This is a genomic window from Gelidibacter gilvus (assembly GCF_004115975.1).
Taxonomy (GTDB): Bacteria; Bacteroidota; Bacteroidia; order Flavobacteriales; family Flavobacteriaceae; genus Gelidibacter; species Gelidibacter gilvus.
In genome coordinates, this window is the sequence record NZ_SDDZ01000001.1 from 163,512 (window position 1) to 181,687 (window position 18,176).

At 37.6% G+C, this 18,176-nt stretch carries 16 protein-coding genes; 6 read left to right on the plus strand and 10 right to left on the minus strand.

Translation table 11 applies throughout. From position 1 onward, the window contains the following. Positions 1–6: 6 nt before the first annotated feature. The 4 genes from ESZ48_RS00700 to ESZ48_RS00715 all read right to left on the minus strand — a co-directional run bounded on the left by ESZ48_RS00700 (position 7) and on the right by ESZ48_RS00715 (position 4,638). Positions 7–1,323, minus strand: a complete 1,317-nt coding sequence (locus tag ESZ48_RS00700) for a D-alanyl-D-alanine carboxypeptidase/D-alanyl-D-alanine-endopeptidase (protein ID WP_223266321.1) — start codon at positions 1,321–1,323, stop codon at positions 7–9. A gap of 284 nt (positions 1,324–1,607) precedes the next feature. Next, on the minus strand, positions 1,608–2,648 hold the full coding sequence (locus tag ESZ48_RS00705; protein ID WP_129015390.1) for an aminotransferase class I/II-fold pyridoxal phosphate-dependent enzyme: 1,041 nt from the start codon (positions 2,646–2,648) through the stop codon (positions 1,608–1,610). A 6-nt stretch (positions 2,649–2,654) separates the two neighbouring features. Then, on the minus strand, positions 2,655–3,665 hold the full coding sequence (locus tag ESZ48_RS00710; RefSeq protein WP_129015391.1) for a dipeptide epimerase: 1,011 nt from the start codon (positions 3,663–3,665) through the stop codon (positions 2,655–2,657). Positions 3,666–3,870: 205 nt separating this feature from the next. Further along, positions 3,871–4,638 (minus strand): TerB family tellurite resistance protein, encoded by a 768-nt coding sequence (locus ESZ48_RS00715; protein ID WP_129015392.1) that lies wholly within the window; start codon positions 4,636–4,638, stop codon positions 3,871–3,873. A gap of 200 nt (positions 4,639–4,838) precedes the next feature. On the opposite strand from ESZ48_RS00715, the gene ESZ48_RS00720 reads away from it, so the two are divergent. The 5 genes from ESZ48_RS00720 (at position 4,839) to ESZ48_RS00740 (ending at position 8,269) form a co-directional block, all read left to right on the plus strand. Next, positions 4,839–5,249 (plus strand): BrxA/BrxB family bacilliredoxin, encoded by a 411-nt coding sequence (locus ESZ48_RS00720; RefSeq protein WP_129015393.1) that lies wholly within the window; start codon positions 4,839–4,841, stop codon positions 5,247–5,249. 134 nt (positions 5,250–5,383) lie between these two features. Then, positions 5,384–5,779 (plus strand): hypothetical protein, encoded by a 396-nt coding sequence (locus ESZ48_RS00725; RefSeq protein WP_129015394.1) that lies wholly within the window; start codon positions 5,384–5,386, stop codon positions 5,777–5,779. Between the two features lie 35 nt (positions 5,780–5,814). Next, complete coding sequence (locus ESZ48_RS00730) at positions 5,815–6,552, plus strand: lysophospholipid acyltransferase family protein (RefSeq protein WP_129015395.1); 738 nt, start codon at positions 5,815–5,817, stop codon at positions 6,550–6,552. A 12-nt stretch (positions 6,553–6,564) separates the two neighbouring features. Continuing rightward, the gene (locus tag ESZ48_RS00735; protein WP_129015396.1) at positions 6,565–7,554 is read left to right on the plus strand and encodes an acyl-ACP desaturase; all 990 of its coding nucleotides are present in this window, start codon (positions 6,565–6,567) and stop codon (positions 7,552–7,554) included. Between the two features lie 61 nt (positions 7,555–7,615). Beyond that, positions 7,616–8,269, plus strand: coding sequence for an HD domain-containing protein (locus ESZ48_RS00740; RefSeq protein ID WP_129015397.1), 654 nt, complete (start codon positions 7,616–7,618; stop codon positions 8,267–8,269). An 88-nt stretch (positions 8,270–8,357) separates the two neighbouring features. Here ESZ48_RS00740 and ESZ48_RS00745 read toward each other — a convergent pair whose 3' ends face one another. The 4 genes from ESZ48_RS00745 to ESZ48_RS00760 form a co-directional block, all read right to left on the minus strand. After that, positions 8,358–9,224 (minus strand): TraB/GumN family protein, encoded by an 867-nt coding sequence (locus ESZ48_RS00745; protein WP_129015398.1) that lies wholly within the window; start codon positions 9,222–9,224, stop codon positions 8,358–8,360. A gap of 128 nt (positions 9,225–9,352) precedes the next feature. Further along, positions 9,353–9,742, minus strand: coding sequence for a hypothetical protein (locus tag ESZ48_RS00750; protein WP_129015399.1), 390 nt, complete (start codon positions 9,740–9,742; stop codon positions 9,353–9,355). 216 nt (positions 9,743–9,958) lie between these two features. Further along, positions 9,959–11,665, minus strand: coding sequence for a helix-turn-helix domain-containing protein (locus ESZ48_RS00755; protein ID WP_129015400.1), 1,707 nt, complete (start codon positions 11,663–11,665; stop codon positions 9,959–9,961). Between the two features lie 38 nt (positions 11,666–11,703). After that, positions 11,704–12,777, minus strand: a complete 1,074-nt coding sequence (locus ESZ48_RS00760; protein ID WP_129015401.1) for a PA0069 family radical SAM protein — start codon at positions 12,775–12,777, stop codon at positions 11,704–11,706. A 235-nt stretch (positions 12,778–13,012) separates the two neighbouring features. On the opposite strand from ESZ48_RS00760, the gene ESZ48_RS00765 reads away from it, so the two are divergent. Next, a complete protein-coding gene (locus ESZ48_RS00765) occupies positions 13,013–15,175 on the plus strand; it encodes a S46 family peptidase (protein ID WP_129015402.1) in 2,163 nt (720 codons plus the stop codon). A 569-nt stretch (positions 15,176–15,744) separates the two neighbouring features. Here ESZ48_RS00765 and ESZ48_RS00770 read toward each other — a convergent pair. Both ESZ48_RS00770 and ESZ48_RS00775 read right to left on the minus strand, forming a co-directional pair. Continuing rightward, complete coding sequence (locus ESZ48_RS00770) at positions 15,745–16,527, minus strand: enoyl-CoA hydratase/isomerase family protein (RefSeq protein ID WP_129015403.1); 783 nt, start codon at positions 16,525–16,527, stop codon at positions 15,745–15,747. Positions 16,528–16,657: 130 nt separating this feature from the next. Continuing rightward, positions 16,658–18,136, minus strand: a complete 1,479-nt coding sequence (locus tag ESZ48_RS00775; protein ID WP_129015404.1) for a sensor histidine kinase — start codon at positions 18,134–18,136, stop codon at positions 16,658–16,660. Positions 18,137–18,176: the final 40 nt, after the last annotated feature.

Consider the following 18,176-nt stretch of genomic DNA (forward strand, 5'->3'; position numbering starts at 1 on the left):
TCTCATTTAGTAATTATCCCTTAAATATTCCAGTACAGCCTGCATATGTTCTTTGACCTTATTGGTAGATGTATTGTAGTTATTGTTCATAAAGCTAAATATCAAAACGTCTCCAGAATTAGTCAGCAAATAGCCACTTAAAGTACTCGCGCTAGACAACGTGCCGGTTTTGGCAAACACGTAAGGGCCATTAGGTCCCGCATACCAATTTTTCAAAGTGCCACTAACACCACCGGCCGGAAAAAAGTTGAACAGGCGTTCCCTTGGAATTTCGTCGTAAAGCTTTTCCAAAACCTGAACAAAGGATAACGGCGTGAAGAGATTGTAATTACTCAACCCGGAGCCATCCCTCCATTTCGGTTTTTGTTTCAAATCTTTGAGTTGATTTTCGAGAATCGATTTCCGAATAGGATCCGCATCCAAGGTATCAGAAACGGTTGAGGATGTCAAAATTAAGATCTGTTCTGCCAAAAAATTGTCACTCACATGCATCATTCGTTTGTATAAACTGTCTGAAGGAATGCTGTAGAGTACTTGATCGGTTTTGGCGGTAGAATAAGGGATGAATTCTACTTTACCCGGCAACAAATCACTCCAAAGTTGTTTGACTAGAGTTGTATCCAATACAAATGGGACTTCAATTGTGTCTTTACGAGTAAGTTTGTAATAAAAATTATTCTCATTAAAATCCCTGCGCTTATTCATTGACGTAAAAGTTGCCTGAGGTTTTAAAATTTCGGGATAAGTATTCAAATCTCCAGTACTTGAAATTGACAAGACATTTCCATACAGAGGAAAAGCACTGCGTTCTGGACTGTAATACATGTCATAATCTTCCCATGCCCAACCTGGACCAAATTTGTCATTGGCGTAATTATCTGTCACCAATTTTATGGCTTTATAATTTTTCATAAACTCCAAAGCCGTACTGTCCTTAAAATAATGATGCAAGAAACTTGGATCACCCGTTCCTCTTACAATTAATGTGTCTTGATGCACTGCATATTTAAAGGCTGGAACTTTTTCAGGCAAATACTGTAAAGCTGTAAATAAAGTAAATATTTTGGTGTTGCTCGCTGGTGTAAAATAGCGTTCGGCGTTATGATTAAAAACCGTGTCCTTGGTTCTGGGATTATAAACCATGAGGCCCGTAAACTGATTTTCAAAAAAATTTGAGTTCAACGAGTTTTCCAAGTGTTTGGAAACTTTAGCCGATTTACAGTTAACAAAAAGAAGGGAAAAGAGTATCAAAAAACTAAAACGCACCATTGAATTGACGTTTATCACACTTTCAAAACTCTTGAATTTACTGGAATTTTTCATATCAAATAAAACACAAATATTAATATTCCGAAAGTTAGTTGATAATTTTGAAAAAAGCGAAATCAGTAAAGAAAATCAATTTATCATCGCCAAAGTACGATTCTATTTATAATCGGTCTAAAGAATTGCCAAAAATGCACCTTATCTATTATTTTATTACATTTACCGTGCTACTTTAATAAAAATAATTCAAATTATGCAAAAAAATACTCCAGTCACGCCGGTATGGTGGGACGCTCAAAATTAAATCTGTTTTCAATGGAATAAAAAACCCTTCACAAATTTTAGTGAAGGGTTTCTTTTTGGAATAATCTCAAAGCTGATTTCAATTTTTCCAAATCGGAATTTGTATGGTTGGCAGTGATGACAATCCGATTCATCAAAGCCTCATAATTGGGATATTTAAAATTAGTGATGATGATGCCCTTGGATTTCAAATAGTCAAAAATGACATTACTATGGGAATAGATCACAGGGTAATCCTGATCATAATAAGATTGAGGTGGCAAACCATCTTCATATACAAACTTTAGGTTCTCCCGCAATTTTTTAAGTTGATCCTGGATGATGTCCTGGCCTTTTACAAAGGTTTGTAAAAAGATTGGATTCATTCCTGCAGCCGAGATAAACACCACAGCATTTCTTATGCTGTCAACAAGCCTTTTATTTCCAACAATAACACCTCCAGAACAGCCATAAGCTTTGGTCAAGGAACTGATCATTATTTTTTGCGAAATACTTCGATGGGTAATCGTTTTAAAAATGCCTGTACCGTCTTTGCCGACAATGCCCAAACTATGTGATTCATCGATTAATAACGTGATGGTTTTACTTGAAGAAATGTCGTCCAAGAAATCGAAGTTTGTAGGTTTGACCGCTAAGGATAAAAGCGCATCTGCAGTAACCACAACGGCTTCTTTTACTTCATCTCTCAATCCTGGATGTAATTCTCCATCAATAAACAAAGGCCGACTTGAATTTTCAAGAATGGCGGGATGTGTTTTTGGATAATGATAAAAATGTTGGTGTGTTTCTGTCAAATAATCAATCACTAGTCTTCCAGCCAACGTCCCTGATGAAACCGTAAGCGCCGCTTCAGCGCCAGAGTTTTTCGATAATAAGGCCTCTGCTTCTTGGTATATTCTTAACTGAATATTAGAATTCCGCGAACTCCCGTAAGAGGTGCCCCATGTTTTGATACTGTCAAAAAGCAGGTTTTGAAAATCAGGGTTAGTAGCCATCCCCAAATAGGAAGTGCCTCCAAAATAAAGATAGGTTTTGCCATCAACTAAAATGGTCCGATCCGGAAATTGATCAACAGTCATTGATTATTAGGTTAAGGTCACACCGGTTCCGTGCAAATCACTATAAAAAATCTCACCATCTTCAATGCGCACCCCAGTAGCAATATCATTGGCCAACAATAGAGCGCCATCCATATCTACATAATCTAAAAGTGGTAATAAATGAGCAATGGCAGAAATCCCCACAGTGGATTCAGTCATACAGCCCACCATGGTTTTCATTCCCAGATGTCTCGCCTTGACCAACATACGTCGTGCAGGTGTCAGTCCTCCACATTTGGTCAACTTCACATTCACCCCATGGAAATGTTCGAAGCATTTATCAACATCTGCTTCTACCTGGCAACTTTCGTCAGCAATAATTGGCAGTACAGAATGTTCAAACACCTTTTTATGGCCTTCCCAATCGTCGGCTGGTAATGGTTGCTCTATAAACTCTACTCCCAATTCCTTAAGTGCTATGGCATTGGCAATGGTTTCATCTGCTGTCCAACCACAATTGGCATCTACCCTAAAAATGGCATCGGTATGTTTACGCAATTCGGTAATGATTTCAATATCCCGATCCGAACCTAATTTGATCTTATAAATCGGCCATGGCATTTCTTTCATCTTAGAGACCATTTTTTCAATAGTATCGATGCCAATGGTATAATCTGTTAGCGGATTGTGGCTGATGTCATAATCCCACAATTCATACAGTTTTTTGCCTTCTTTTCTGGCATAAAGATCGTTGTAGGCTAAATCTAGAGCACACAGGGCAAACATATCATGAGTTAACTGCGACTTCATTTTCTCCCAAAATTCTTCGGGAGCCATGCCAGAGGAATCTGCGATAAGCGGCTCCAATTGCTGCAAATCATTCATCATTCCTTTGATGGTTATATTGTAATAGGGATTTGAAGTGGCTTCCCCGAATCCAGAGATACCATCTTCTTTTAATTCAACAATCAATGAAGGTTGCTCGTCTCGAGACTCTCTTGAAATGGTAAACGTGTGTCTTAGTTTTAAGACATAGGGTCTTAATATCAATTGCATAGTATAAGATTTAATACATTTTTTGAATTAACATCAATAAAATGTCTATTTATAAAAAACTAAATTAATGAATTTATAAGTGTTTGAAGAGTTACGAAAGAATAAATATATAAGACCAAAACCGAGCGATTTTTAACGTGAAAAAACCTGAGACCATTACCGTCCAGAGTCGATTTCAAACCTATTGATTTTTTTAGAACAGGATTTAAAACCTACGCTCCTTTTGTAATTTCTCGTAAGCTTCCTGAACTTGTCGGAATTTTTCCACAGCGCCCTTTTGATGTGCCTCACCTAAGTGGATCACACGATCTGGATGATATTTCTTTGCCATTTTCCTATAAGCCGCCTTAATTTCATCAGTTGTGGCTTCCTTTGTGATTTCAAGGATTTTATAAGCATTGTCACTACTGTCATAAAACATCGCTTTGATACTTTCAAAATCCCGAGAGCTGATGCCCATATATCCTGAAATAGTATGAATTTGATTCACTTCTGGATCCGTCACCATCCCATCGGCTTTGGCAATTCCGAAGAGGAAATGCAACAATTGCAAGCGCGAGGCATGATCCATCATTTGCTGGATCTGCATACACACTTGACGCACAGGGATTTGTTGCTGATTAATACCCTTAAACAATTTAAATGCTTTATTGGCGCGTTCCTGTCCGTACATATTCACGAATTGCTGTCGGACAAAATCCAGTTCGCGTTGGTCCTGATGGCCATCGGCTTTAATCACCACCGACGCCAGGATCAAAAGGCTCACTTCAAAATCGCCGGGCTGCGTTTGCGGTTGCGCTTGTCTTCTGTACGTTGGCTGATTTTTCTGCTTGGTCTGCCAGTCGCCCAAAAGTGGTGTGCCACTATCAGAAACTGAATCTATAATACTTCCCAATACCAATCCAATGATGGCTCCAATTGGCCCACCAAAAGACCAGCCTAATCCTGCGCCTATCCATTTTGAAAAACTCATCTATCTGTTTTATTTTTAGTAGTCCAAATATACTATAGTTCGTCATTTGATGTTCTAAATAATTACTTAAATTTCCATTGACAACAGAAATACTACCATTCAAACTACCAACACACGACAACTGTAATAAGGCGATTTTTTCTTATCTTTGCAGTCCCGAACTTCGGGATTAATTATTAATCTTTTAAATATTATAATATATGTATCCAGCAGAATTAGTAAAACCAATGCGAGAAGACTTGACCAAGGTTGGATTTGAAGAATTACATACCGCTCAAGACGTTGATACCGCTTTAGCGAAAGAGGGCACTACCTTATTAGTCATAAATTCAGTTTGTGGCTGCGCGGCTGCAAATGCACGCCCGGGAGCGCGAATGAGTTTGCAAAACGAAAAACATCCTGACCATACAGTAACTGTATTTGCAGGCGTTGACAAAGATGCTGTTGCCCAAGCTAGACAGCACATGGTTCCATTTCCTCCAAGCTCACCAAGTATGGCTTTGTTTAAAGATGGCGAATTGGTGCACATGTTAGAGCGTCATCATATCGAAGGAAGACCTGCAGAATTGATTGCAGAAAACCTTGTGGATGCTTATAACCAGTATTGTTAAAAAGCAAGCAGCTTGAAGCACGAAGCTTGAAGTTTTAGATTTAAATTTTAAAAACCACGGTAAATCTATCGTGGTTTTTTTGTTCATACGCAACCATTTAGAACAAAATGCATCTTCATTAAAAGCACTTTATTATGAGAAAATCAACATTTGTTTTAAAATTAGCTGTTCTGTTCCTATTACTAACCGCTTTTACCTGTGATGATCAGGATGACAGGTCCTGCGAAGACTATGTTTCAAAACTAGAAGACATAAGAACTAAGATTGAAACTCTTGTCGAAACTTCCGAATGTAATAAAGATTTAGAATGTCATTTTTTGGCGTTTGGGAGCAAACCCTGCGGCGGACCGTGGAGTTACTTAGTCTATTCTACAGCCATAGACACTTTGGAACTCCGAAGTCTCGTGGATGCTTATAACAAAATGGAACAAGAGTATAATGTGGCCTGTCAACAATATTCAGATTGCATGTTCGTAAGTCCACCCCTTCGATTGGAATGTGAAAACAATAAATGCATTGCCATTTATTAATAGGTTTTTAGGTTGAGTTTTTCTTAATTTGTAGCATGCGAAAAATATTGGCTTATCCTTTGACCGTTTTATATTTCATTTGTTTTGGAATCACTCTGATTGTATTCCATCCCATTCAATGGATTTGCTTCAATGTGTTTGGTTATCAAGCGCATAAAATTAGCGTGGATTGGCTTCAGTTTTTTTTGATACGCTGCCTTAATGTTTTAGGAACGCGATTCACCTTCACCAACCCTTATGATATTGACACAGACCAACCGCTTATCATTGTGGCCAACCATCAAAGTATGTACGACATTTCTCCAATTATGTGGTATATGCGCAAGCATCATCCCAAATTTATTTCAAAAAAAGAACTGGGGAGAGGTATCCCAAGTGTTTCTTACAACTTACGTCATGGGGGCTCCGTATTGATCGATCGTAAAAATCCGAGGCAAGCCATAACTGCCATTATGAAGTTTGGTGAATATATCGAAAACAACAAACGCGCTGCCGTTATTTTTCCGGAAGGCACGAGAAGTAAAACAGGTGTTCCAAAACCTTTTCAAACAAAAGGATTGGAAATGATGATCAAAAAAGCCCCTTCGGCTACCATAGTTCCTATCAGTATCAACAATTCCTGGAAAATGTTGCGCTACGGAAAATTTCCTATGGGGATTGGAAATCATTTGAAATTCACTGTACATCAACCTATCAAAATTGCTACCTTTGTAGATAAGCAAGAATTAATCCGATCTGTTGAAGAGACGATTTCTTCTAATATTCATCCTTAAAATTACAAGATTATGTCTTTAAAAAATGTGAGATTAGAAGTGATGCAACACTTGGAAAAAGACGTCGAATCACTTATAGAAAAATATTTAATTCCCATAGATAAAATTTGGCAGCCCACCGATTTTTTACCAGATTCAGAAAGCGACAGCTTTTATGACGATGTTAGGGAAATTCGTGAATTGTCCAAAGACTTACCCTATGACTTTTGGGTGGTTTTAGTGGGTGATATGATTACGGAAGAAGCTTTACCAACTTACGAATCGTGGTTGATGGATGTAGAAGGTGTGGATCAGGTAGGCCGAAATTCGTGGGGAAAATGGGTACGCCATTGGACTGCTGAAGAAAACAGACATGGAGATGTGCTCAACAAGTATCTTTACTTGTCTGGTCGCGTGAATATGAGAGAAATTGAAAAGACGACACAACATTTAATTGCTGACGGATTTGATATTGGCACCGATAGAGATCCTTATAAAAACTTTATTTATACCAGTTTCCAAGAATTGGCCACTTATGTTTCTCATAATCGTGTGGGAAAAATGGCTAGAGAAAAAGGCAATAGATCACTCGCTAGAATGTGTAATATCATTGCCGGCGATGAGATGCGTCACCACCATGCCTACTCTGAATTTGTAGAACGCATTTTCGCGGTAGATCCTAACCAAATGATGATTGCCTTTCAAACCATGATGAAGCAGAAAATCACCATGCCTGCACATTTCCTGAGAGAATCTGGTAATGAAATAGGAACCGCCTTTGAAGAATTCTCCAATACTGCACAACGGATAGGGGTTTATACTTCTGCGGATTATGTCGATATTTTGGAAAAACTGATCGCCCGTTGGGAAATTGGCAATATTAAAAATCTTTCTGACGACGCCGAAAAAGCTAGAGATTATCTCATGAAACTTCCTGACCGTATGAAACGTTTGGCAGACCGTATGAGAATTCCTGAAAACTCTTATCAATTTAAATGGGTGGAACCTGCTAGTCTAAAATAACCTAGTACAAAAACATACAAAATTCCTTTTAACTATCTAAAAGGAATTTTTTATTTAAGATATGACTGAAGATCTGATAATAGAGAAAACCATCGCTTTCGTAAAAGAAAAATTAAAGAATGCCGAAGGCGGTCACGATTGGTTTCACATTGAACGGGTTTATAAAAATGCCTTATTGATTGCGAAGAATGAAGACGTTGATGTTTTCGTGGTAAAGCTCGGCGCACTTCTTCATGATATTGCCGACAGTAAATTCCATAATGGGGATGAAACCGTCGGACCAAAGATCGCCCGTCAGTTTTTAACGACCGTCGATGTGGATGCTGTAGTTATGGATCACGTCATCAAGATCATTGAGAACATCTCCTTTGGTGGTGGCAATGAAGTTCAAAAATTCAAATCCCCGGAACTTGATGTCGTCCAAGATGCCGACCGATTGGATGCCTTAGGCGCTATCGGCATTGCACGAACGTTCAATTATGGTGGCTTTAAAAATAGAACCCTTTACGATCCTTCAATACTTCCAAATTTGGACATGTCCAAAGAAGAGTATAAAGCTTCAAATGCACCAACCATTAATCATTTTTATGAAAAGCTATTGTTGTTAAAAGACATGATGAACACCAAAACAGGACGTAAAATCGCTTTAGAGCGGCACCAATTTATGGTGCAATTTCTTGAGCAATTTTATGCGGAGTGGGATGGCGAAAAATAAGAGACCTAACAGGTTTTACCTGTCCGCCGAAGGAGGAAAACCTGTGAGGTCTGGAGAAAATTAAGTTGCTTAAGCTGTTTAGTGGATCTTAATCCATTACTGGCGTCACCCTATAACCCGCTTCTCTTAATAGGTTGACAACACCTTGATCTCCTCCAAGATGAGCTGCACCAACACCATAAAATGTAGGAGCCTCTTTAGAGAATTTAGCAATTTCTGGAATCCAATTGTTATTTCTTTCATCTAAAAATTTCTCCATCATTACAATATCACCTTTCATATATTCATCCATATAACCATACATTGCCTCAATATCTTCGGAAACGTAGAGTTGTGCCATTTTGTTAAAAATCTCAGCATTTTCCTCTGGCTTGCTAATCATTTCAACAAGATCATCTATCTGTTTTTCATAAGGTGCGGCATCGAAAACAGCTACTTGAGATGCGAGAGTTTCTAAGCCCTCAATTTCCTTATTGGCTTCTTTTGCCATTTGCATCAAGGTCATTTCAAAACTTGCCAAAGGTTCATCCACCGATGCCATTATAATAACAGACATGAGCATAAAGGGTTTCATGGTGCTATACATTGGCATGCCGTTTCCCGTTTTTTCCTTTAAAAAGTTATCCAATAATTCGTACTCACTCTCGTCCATGTAAGACTTCAGCTCTGTTCCTTTCTCTAAATAAGAATGCGCCATCATATCTTTCATAAATTCTGGACCTGTCATATCTAATTCCAAAACAACTTGTTCAGAGGCTTCAAATGCAGATTTCACTTTGTCTTTCAACTGAAAGTCTTTTTGCGGAATAAGGTGCATAGTGCCAAAAAGATAGGAAGTCTTGATGTTGTCTCCCTCAATTTTCCAAAGGTTTGAACTCTTGTTTTCCTGAGCACTTAACGTCAAAGAAAGTATGCTCAGGGTTACGGTTACAATGATTTTTACTAATGTATTCATAATTTTATATAGTGCTTAAAGTTAAAATAATAATTCTAATGTGAAATAAATAGCTACTCCTGCTACAATACCAAGGAGAAATTTAATAGTTCTGATTTTTTGATTTGTTTTTTGATCTACTTTCATAACTATTTAATTTTGCCGTTAGCGATGGTTATTTTTCGTTTTCCACTTTCAGATATAAAATCCAGGGTCATAAGATCAATGGATTCAAATCGAATCACCTTGGCTTTCAACAATCCATCAATACGTGCTACTTCAGCATCAAAATTGGCATAGTCACAATTAGTAAGTTGATAGGCTACATTTGACGATGTGAAGCCATCATCTTTATTGTATTGTATTCCGTGTGAATATGTTGTTCTCGCAATGCTCTCGCAATTGCAATGTTCTTCTAAAACCGTTTGAATCTGATCTGTAAGGTCATGGTTTTTTTCAAAGGTCTTGACCGTTTTTCCAACACCAAATCCAACCACTCCAAAGACGATAAAAATGAGGATGAGTTTTTTTGCTTTCATAATAATTTAGGTTTAAATGATTCATGTTTCTGAAATCAAATTTCCGGCAATTAAACTCCTTAAACAAGACAAGCTCCCCGAGATTTAGAAAAATGGGGATGCTTTTTTAGTATATAACTAACTGATTTTTAGTCTTTAAAATTTGTAAACTCGAAGATCCTAGAATTAAAAACCCTCAACCCTAAATTTATAAAATTAGGGTAAAAGAAGGGGTTTTTACTTTAAACTTTTAAGTTGTTTTATGTAAAAAGAAGGGTTTAAACCTGTGTTTTGCTTAAAGTATTTGGTAAAGGAGTCGGCACTTTTGTAACCCAAATCTTCGGAAATGGATTGGATTGAAAACGATCTGAAGCGTGAATCATTCTCCAATCTTACAATGGCATAATTAATACGAAGGTCGTTGATATATGTGTTGAAGTTTTTTTGATAATGCGAATTGACAACTTTGGACAAATAAGAGGTATTGGTTTTTATTTTCTTAGCCACGTTATAAGCATTGCACTCCTGTTTTAAAAAATACTCTTGAGCCTCTAATTTTTGCAAACCTGCTAAAATCTGTTGGGTGACGTCATCGCTCACATCTGAAGTAGCATTCTCATCCAGCACCTCATCTTTTGTGTCCACTATTTGCGTCTTTTCTTCAGTTTTTAAGGTGTTTAATTTGAGATGGAGATTATTAAATTTTTCTTCATTTTTTTTCTTATTTCTGTAAAATATCAGAAGGAGAATAAGTAAACCTAAAATCACTAAAGTCGCCGCCAATCCTAAATACTTAAAATGACTCTGTTGGTTCTGTTTTTCAGATTTCAGTTGTAGCAGTTCCTCTTGAAATTCCTCAATCTTCTTTTGATTGAAATTTGTATCAATGATCTGATTGAGATCTTTTTTGGAATTATGCTTTTGTATGTATTTTTCAAAGTAATAATTCGCTTTTTCGTAATCACCTTTTTCCTTATAGGCTTTTGCTAATAACTCATAATTGGCGTCATTATTAGAATAGTTTAAGCTGTCACGCTCGGTCAAGGCAACAGAATTCTCCAAAATGGCAATCACTTCATCAAAGTTTTTCACCTGATAATAAACAGAGGCCAATGAAAATCTCGCTTGCATCAGGGTTATTTTATTACCCATCTCAAGGTTCATCGAATCTGCTCGATATAAATTTTCAAAAGCCTTTTCAAATTGATTTTTTTCAGCATAGGCAGTGCCCAAAAACCTGTAAATACCGGTTATTGAGAATTGATCATTTTGAATTTTAGCTTGCTTTAGGGCGCGCTCGGCGTAAAATAAAACAGAATCTGGTTGTTTCAAATTCGTGAACACGATGGCATGCAACATGTTGTTTTTGGCTAAAATCTCATTTTTCAGGTCACTTTCATCTTCAAGAATTACCTTTCTGCCCTCTTTCAGGATTGCAAGTGCTTCATCATAGTTGCCTATCTGGTCTTTAAAATAAGCCAAATTGTGTTTGACGCTTACTGTTTTTAAGGTGAATTTATGATCTTCAGAAATACGTATGGCTTCAAAATACGCAGGAAGGACCTTATCGTAGACTCCTAAATCAGAATGAATGTTTCCTAAAGAATTGTAGACACTTATTTGTAATTCTGGATTGTCAACTTTATCTAAAAGTTTTTCTGCAGAAAGTTGATTCTCCAAAGCGAGATTTAAATTTCCCAGTATGCGGTTGGACTCACCCATAAAATTAAGTGCCGTGCATTGGGTTTCGTAATCGTTTGTCTTTTCAGATTTTTTTAAAAGATACTTGCTGTAAGCAATGGAGGTTTTTGGATTTGACCTTATATTATCCACAATTAATTGCTTGAGTTCAGCGGTAGATCTATTTCCTAAAGTGTCCTTTTCTTGGGCATTTAAACTTAAAGCACCAATTAATAAAACGATAAATAGAAGTTGTTTACTCATTAAAAATGGACGTAAAAATACGATGTCAAATATAAGGATTAAAATAACTTTAGCTGCCCATCCTTAAACTGTTCGTGAAGCGACGTGTTCAGTTTTGGCATCGATTTATCCTTGAAATATTTAAGCTTCGCCAGTTTGACCATGTCGTTGATTTGTTTGGCAATCTCACCTTCACCGTGCATGCGTGTTCCAATACGCGAGTCATTCAAACTCCCACCATGGCAACTCTCAATTTGATGCAACACTTTGTCTGCCCGATCGGGCATTGTTTTTTTAATCCAATCTGTGAAAATTTCACCAATAGCACCGTTCAATCTCACAATGGTATGACCCATGCTCAAAGCACCCATTTCTGAGACTTTCTTTGCCAGTGCCAATACCTCATGACTGTTAATTGAAGGAATAATGGGCGCCATCATCACATTAACCGGAATGCCATGTTCTGATAAGATTTTTACCGTTTCCAATCGCTTTTTGATGGTTGCCGTTCTGGGTTCCAATATCCGTCTCGTGTCCTCAGAAAGCGACGTGATGGATATATTGACCGCTATCAAATTGTCTTTTGCCAGTTCTTTTAGTAAATCCAAATCACGAAGAATCATTGCATTTTTAGTAATTATGCCCACCGGATGTTTATACTTTAAAAACACTTCCAAACATCTTCGTGTGATATCAAATTGTTTTTCAGCGGGTTGGTAACAATCCGTATTTCCAGACATCACAATTGGATGGGCTTCCCAACTTTTTCTTTTGATGAATTTTTCCAACAAGAGCGGTGCCTCCTTTTTTACCAAAATCCGACGTTCAAAATCCAAGCCCGCGCTATAGCCCCAAAATTCATGCGTGTTTCTTGCATAACAATAGATGCACCCGTGTTCGCAACCTTGGTATATATTCATGGAGTACCCCATGCCTACGTCGGGGCTTTTAACTTTATTGACAATCGTTTTTGGAAAAACCTCGAGGAAGAGCGTTCTGTTTTTATCGGCTTCTTCACCTTCCTTGGCACAGAATTCAAGGAAATCATCACGAATTTCATGACTTAGTTCGAAGAAGCGATTAGGCACGTTAATTTGTGCTCCACGACCTTTTAAGGTAGGATTTGGGTCCATAATTATAGTTTTATTGATGATTCCCGTCGTTAGGACGAGAGTTTAAAGTTACTACCAAAGTCATCTATTTGATGGCTACAGAATGTAGAAACTTAAATTATCACCTCATTATGAAACACATATACTTTAGATACTTGTTCACATCCATTAAATTATAACAAGGTTTTAACAGTTTCAAAGACCTTAAACCATATAAAAATTCAATATTTTTGGCACTCACAAATAATTTAAAAACATGAAGAAAATATTGCTCTCCCTAACCATTTTTATGATGACCTTTTCATCCGCCCTAAAAGCAGATGAAGGCATGTGGTTCTTAATGCATATTGAGCGTCTCAACCATAGAGATATGCAAAAAATGGGACTTCAATTGACTGCTGAAGAAATATACAGCATCAACAATAGAAGTTTAAAAGATGCCATCGTACAATTTAATGGTGGGTGTACTGCCAGTATTGTTTCTGATAGCGGTTTGGTATTGACCAACCACCACTGTGGCTATGATGCGATTGCAGAATTATCTTCTGCCGATAGAAACCATCTTAAGGATGGCTATTGGGCAAAATCACTCGATGCAGAATTAAAGCCAGAAAGTTTATACGTCAGATTCTTTGCTAGAATGGATGATGTTTCAACACGTATCTTATCGCAAGTGAATGATACCATGTCTGAAAAAGAACGTGAAGCTGCCATCAATAAAGAGGTTGCTAAAATTGAAAAAGAGAATAACGACGGTGGAAAATATACCGTTTCTGTACGATCTTTTTATCAAGGAAATGAGTTCTACTATTTTGTTTATGAAGATTTCAGAGATGTGCGTTTAGTAGGCACACCTCCAGAAAGTGTTGGTAAATATGGTGGCGATACAGACAACTGGGAATGGCCAAGACATACCGGCGATTTTGCATTGTTCAGAGTATATGCTGACCAAGATGGAAATCCAGCAGAATATTCTACGGCTAACTTGCCTTTAAAATCAAAATACCACCTTCCTGTAAGTATTGATGGCGTTAAAGAAAATGATTTTGCAATGATCTTGGGTTATCCAGGAAGAACCAACCGTTGGATGCCTGCACAAGGGGTTGAACAAAACGTAAAATATGCTTATCCTGCCTGGGTTGAAGGTTCAAAAGTGAGCATGGATGTCATGAAAAAATACATGGATAATGACGACGCCATCAATTTGATGTATGCGTCTTCTTATGCCAGTATTGCCAACTATTGGAAAAACCGTGGTGGTATGATTGATGCTTTAACTGATCATAAAACAGTAGCAACGAAAACTAAAGTTGAGGACGCTTTTAATAAATGGGCCAATAACAAGAAAAACAAAGCTCAGTATGGCAACGTAATTTCTGATATCAATGCGTATTACAAATTGACCAATGACAAGGCGAAGCACGATAACTACCTAACTGGTATTTTGCGTGGCAGTAAATTTGCCGCCCTACCTTACAGAATGGGTGGTGCTTTGGAACAATATGCTGCTGCAAACCAAGCCGCTCGTGAGAATATGCTTCCAAGGTTACAATCGTTTATAGAAAGTTCTTATAAAGATTACCACTTGCCTTTAGAAAAAGAAATTCTTGCCAAACAATTGAATTTATACGCTTCTAAAGCAAATTTTCCACTTCCTGAATTGGTAAAAGAAGTTGGTGATAAAAACAACAACGACTTTACAGCTTTTGTAGATTCTGCTTTTGATTCCAGCATTTTCACTTCAAAAGAAAACGTCATGGCATTTTTACAAAACCCTGATGCTTCAAAATTAGAAAACGACCAATTGTACAAGTTATCTAGTCAATTATTGACAAAATACAGAGAACAACCTGAAAACTTGGTACAACCAGAGAACGATTATCAAGCTGCTTTTAGAAAACTGGTAGCTGGATTACGCGAATCTGGATTGAGCAATATCAAATATCCTGATGCCAACTCGACATTGCGATTGAGCTATGGAAAAGTGAGAGCTTTACCTAGAAAAGAAGGCGAACAGAATGATGCTGAGGTTAACAACTACACGACCTTAAAAGGGATGGCTGCAAAATACATTCCGAATGATGATGAGTTTGACTTGCCACAAGACATGTTGGATGCTTATGAGAAAAAAGATTACGGACGTTATGCCAACGAAAAAGGTGAGCTTTCAGTAAACTTTTTATCAGATAATGATATTACCGGAGGTAACTCAGGATCTCCTGTGATCAATGGCAAAGGTGAATTGATTGGCTTGGCTTTCGACGGAAACATTGAAGCAATGGCTGGTGATGTGATTTTCGATGCGGATTTGCAGAGAACAATTAATGTTGATATCAGATATGTCCTTTGGTTGATCGACAAATATTCAGGTGCCAAACATATTGTTGATGAATTGACGATTGTTGGCGGGAAGTCATAGGTAGTTGGTGAGACGGGTGACCGATGACCGAAGACCGAAGAAATTAGATGAAATAAAAAATGCGAACTAAATACTTGGTTCGCATTTTTTTATTGAAGTGTTTTTTGGATCGGTGAAAATCTGCACGATCAATAGAACGCAGATGACACTGATTTTTTATGATTTGCACTGATCAGATATTGACCATTATTTATTTAACGAGTACAAAGTAAATCAGTGAAAATCCGCTCAATCTGTGTCATCAGTGTTCCATTAAATAGAACGCAGAACACGCTGATTTTTTATGATGAGCACTGATCTTATCATCAAACGTTTATTTAATTTTCACAATCAGATCAGTGAAAATCTGCTCAATCTGTGTCACCTGCCCTGCCGTCAGGCGGGTCAGTGGTCCAACAAAAAAGAACGCAGATGACGCTGATTTTTTATGATAAGCACTGATCTTGTCTTCAAACGTTTATTTAATTTTCACAATCAAATCAGTGAAAATCTGCATAATCTGTGTCACCTGCCCTGCCACTATACGGGTCCGCGTTCTATTTGAGATTCCTGCCTGCGCAGGAATTTGTTTATTTTCCCGGAAACTCCGCCTTCCGCTTTTCTAAGAATGCCGTCGTACCTTCGGTAAAATCGTCGGTGCCAAAGCACTTTCCAAATTGTTTGATTTCTACTTTATACCCATCTACACCGTCTTTATAATTGGCGTTAATGGCTTTAATAGCGCCTTTAATGGCTACAGTAGAGTTTCGCATGATTTTCCCCGCAATCTTTTCACATAAAGGAATCAGCTCATCTTGTGTGGTCACATGATTGACCAATCCGTAGGCTTTTGCAGTCTCCGCTTCAATCATGCCGGCAGTCATAACCATTTCCATGGCACGACCTTTTCCAACCAACTGTGGCAAACGTTGTGTTCCACCATAACCAGGAATAACGCCCAATGAGGTTTCTGGTAAACCCATTTTTGCATTGTCGCTCGCAATCCTGAAATGACAGGCCATTGCCAGTTCGAGTCCACCACCAAGAGCAAATCCGTTGACCGCTGCAATAACTGGTGTGGAAAGATTTTCAATATAATCAAACAGCAACTCCTGACCCTTAGCCGCCAATTTTCCACCATCTTCAACATCAAAATGGGCAAACTCACTGATATCCGCACCAGCAACAAAAGCTTTTTCACCACTTCCGGTAATAATGATCACCTTGGTGTTTTTATCCTTGTCAGCCACTTTAAAAGCCTGATTGAGCTCGTTAATAGTTGCTTTGTTTAGAGCGTTTAATTTATTAGGACGGTTGATGGTAATGGTTGTAATCCCGTCGTTTCTTTTTGATAAAATGTTTTCGTATGACATATAAATGTTTTTTATTGTTTCCGCGCCTGTCTGTCGGAAGATAGGACGGTGGAAATCTTTTATTTATTAAATATAATTAATTTTTCTCTGTACTATTTGAAGTGACAAAAACTGAAAATTAAGCAATATTTTAGGAGATTACGGCTTTCGTAGGAAGAATTTCTTTCGGAAAAGTCACCGTAAACGTCGTTCCTTTCCCATTTTGGGAAGTAAAAGTAATGGTTCCTTTATAAGTTTCTACGATGTTTTTAACCATTGCCAATCCAAGACCCATTCCGCTTGACTTTGTAGTAAATTTAGGTTCAAATATTCTGTCAATATTTTCATCGGTAATCCCCTTTCCATTATCAGAAACAGAAATTTTCACCAAATCATTCTCAGACATCACACTGACCACAACTTTGGGGTCTTTGCAATCCGCAACAGCTTGGGTGGCATTTTTAACCAAATTGGTAATCACCCGTATCAATTGTGTACGGTCTAATTGGGAAATAATTTCCTTTTCATCGGCCACAAAAGCAATATAATCTTCACTAAAAATATCTAAGGCCAACTTTACAATTTTAACCACATTCAGGGTTTCATTTTTTTGCGCAGGCATTTTGGCGAAATTGGAAAAGGCAGATGCAATAGAACTCATCGTATCAATTTGCTGAATAAGTGTTTTGCTGTATTCATCGACTTTCTGGTGAATTTCTGGATCTTCCGGATTAAACTTACGCTGAAAACTTTGAACACTGAGTCGCATTGGCGTTAGCGGATTTTTTATTTCGTGCGCTACTTGTTTTGCCATTTCCCGCCATGCCTGTTCACGTTCTGACGTGGCCAGCTTAACCGCACTTTCCTGTAGTTGATCAATCATACTATTGTAGGAATTCACCAAAGTAGCAATCTCTTCACTGGACGATTCAATGTCAATGCGTTGATTTTGTTTTCCTAATCGCGTCGTATTTATTTTATCACTAATCGTTTTAAGCGATTTTGTAATGTATTTAGAAAGGAAATAGGCTAGTAAAATAGCTAAGATCAGCATCACAAAATAGGCATAGCCCAAACGCTCTAAAAACTCATTCAATTCCTTATTTAAAATGTCATCATTCTGAATATAATGAAGGTTTAAAATCGCGATCGGTTTAAATTTTTTATCTGTTATATAGGTAAAAGACGATTGAAACGTTTGATCATGCTGCTCTATTTTCTCAACATACCTATGTTTGGCTGTATTGGAAAGGGCATTTAAAATATCCGCACTCAAACAACTTGAAAGTGTATCTCCCTCAATACTGGATTTTGAAGATTTTAATAAGCCGCCCTCAAGATCAAACAGATTGACTTGCAATTGGTGGATATCTGCAATCTTATAAATTTCTTCCCTAAAAATTAAAGGTATTCTTTCAGTTTTGGGCTCCCATGATGTTTCACGGATGACAAAGTCAATATGCCGTCTGATATTATCTTCTTTGCGTTCTAAACGATTCCGGTGATATTCCTGAGCTTCTTCATTATATTGATAAATAGTGACCGCGGCAATAAGAATGGAAGCAATAAGCACCAACAAAATCATTGCAAAAAAGATGCGTACGCGTAAGGAAAGTCTTCTGATTCTCATTTAAATAATTGTAGCTCGATAAAGATAGCAATAATCAGGC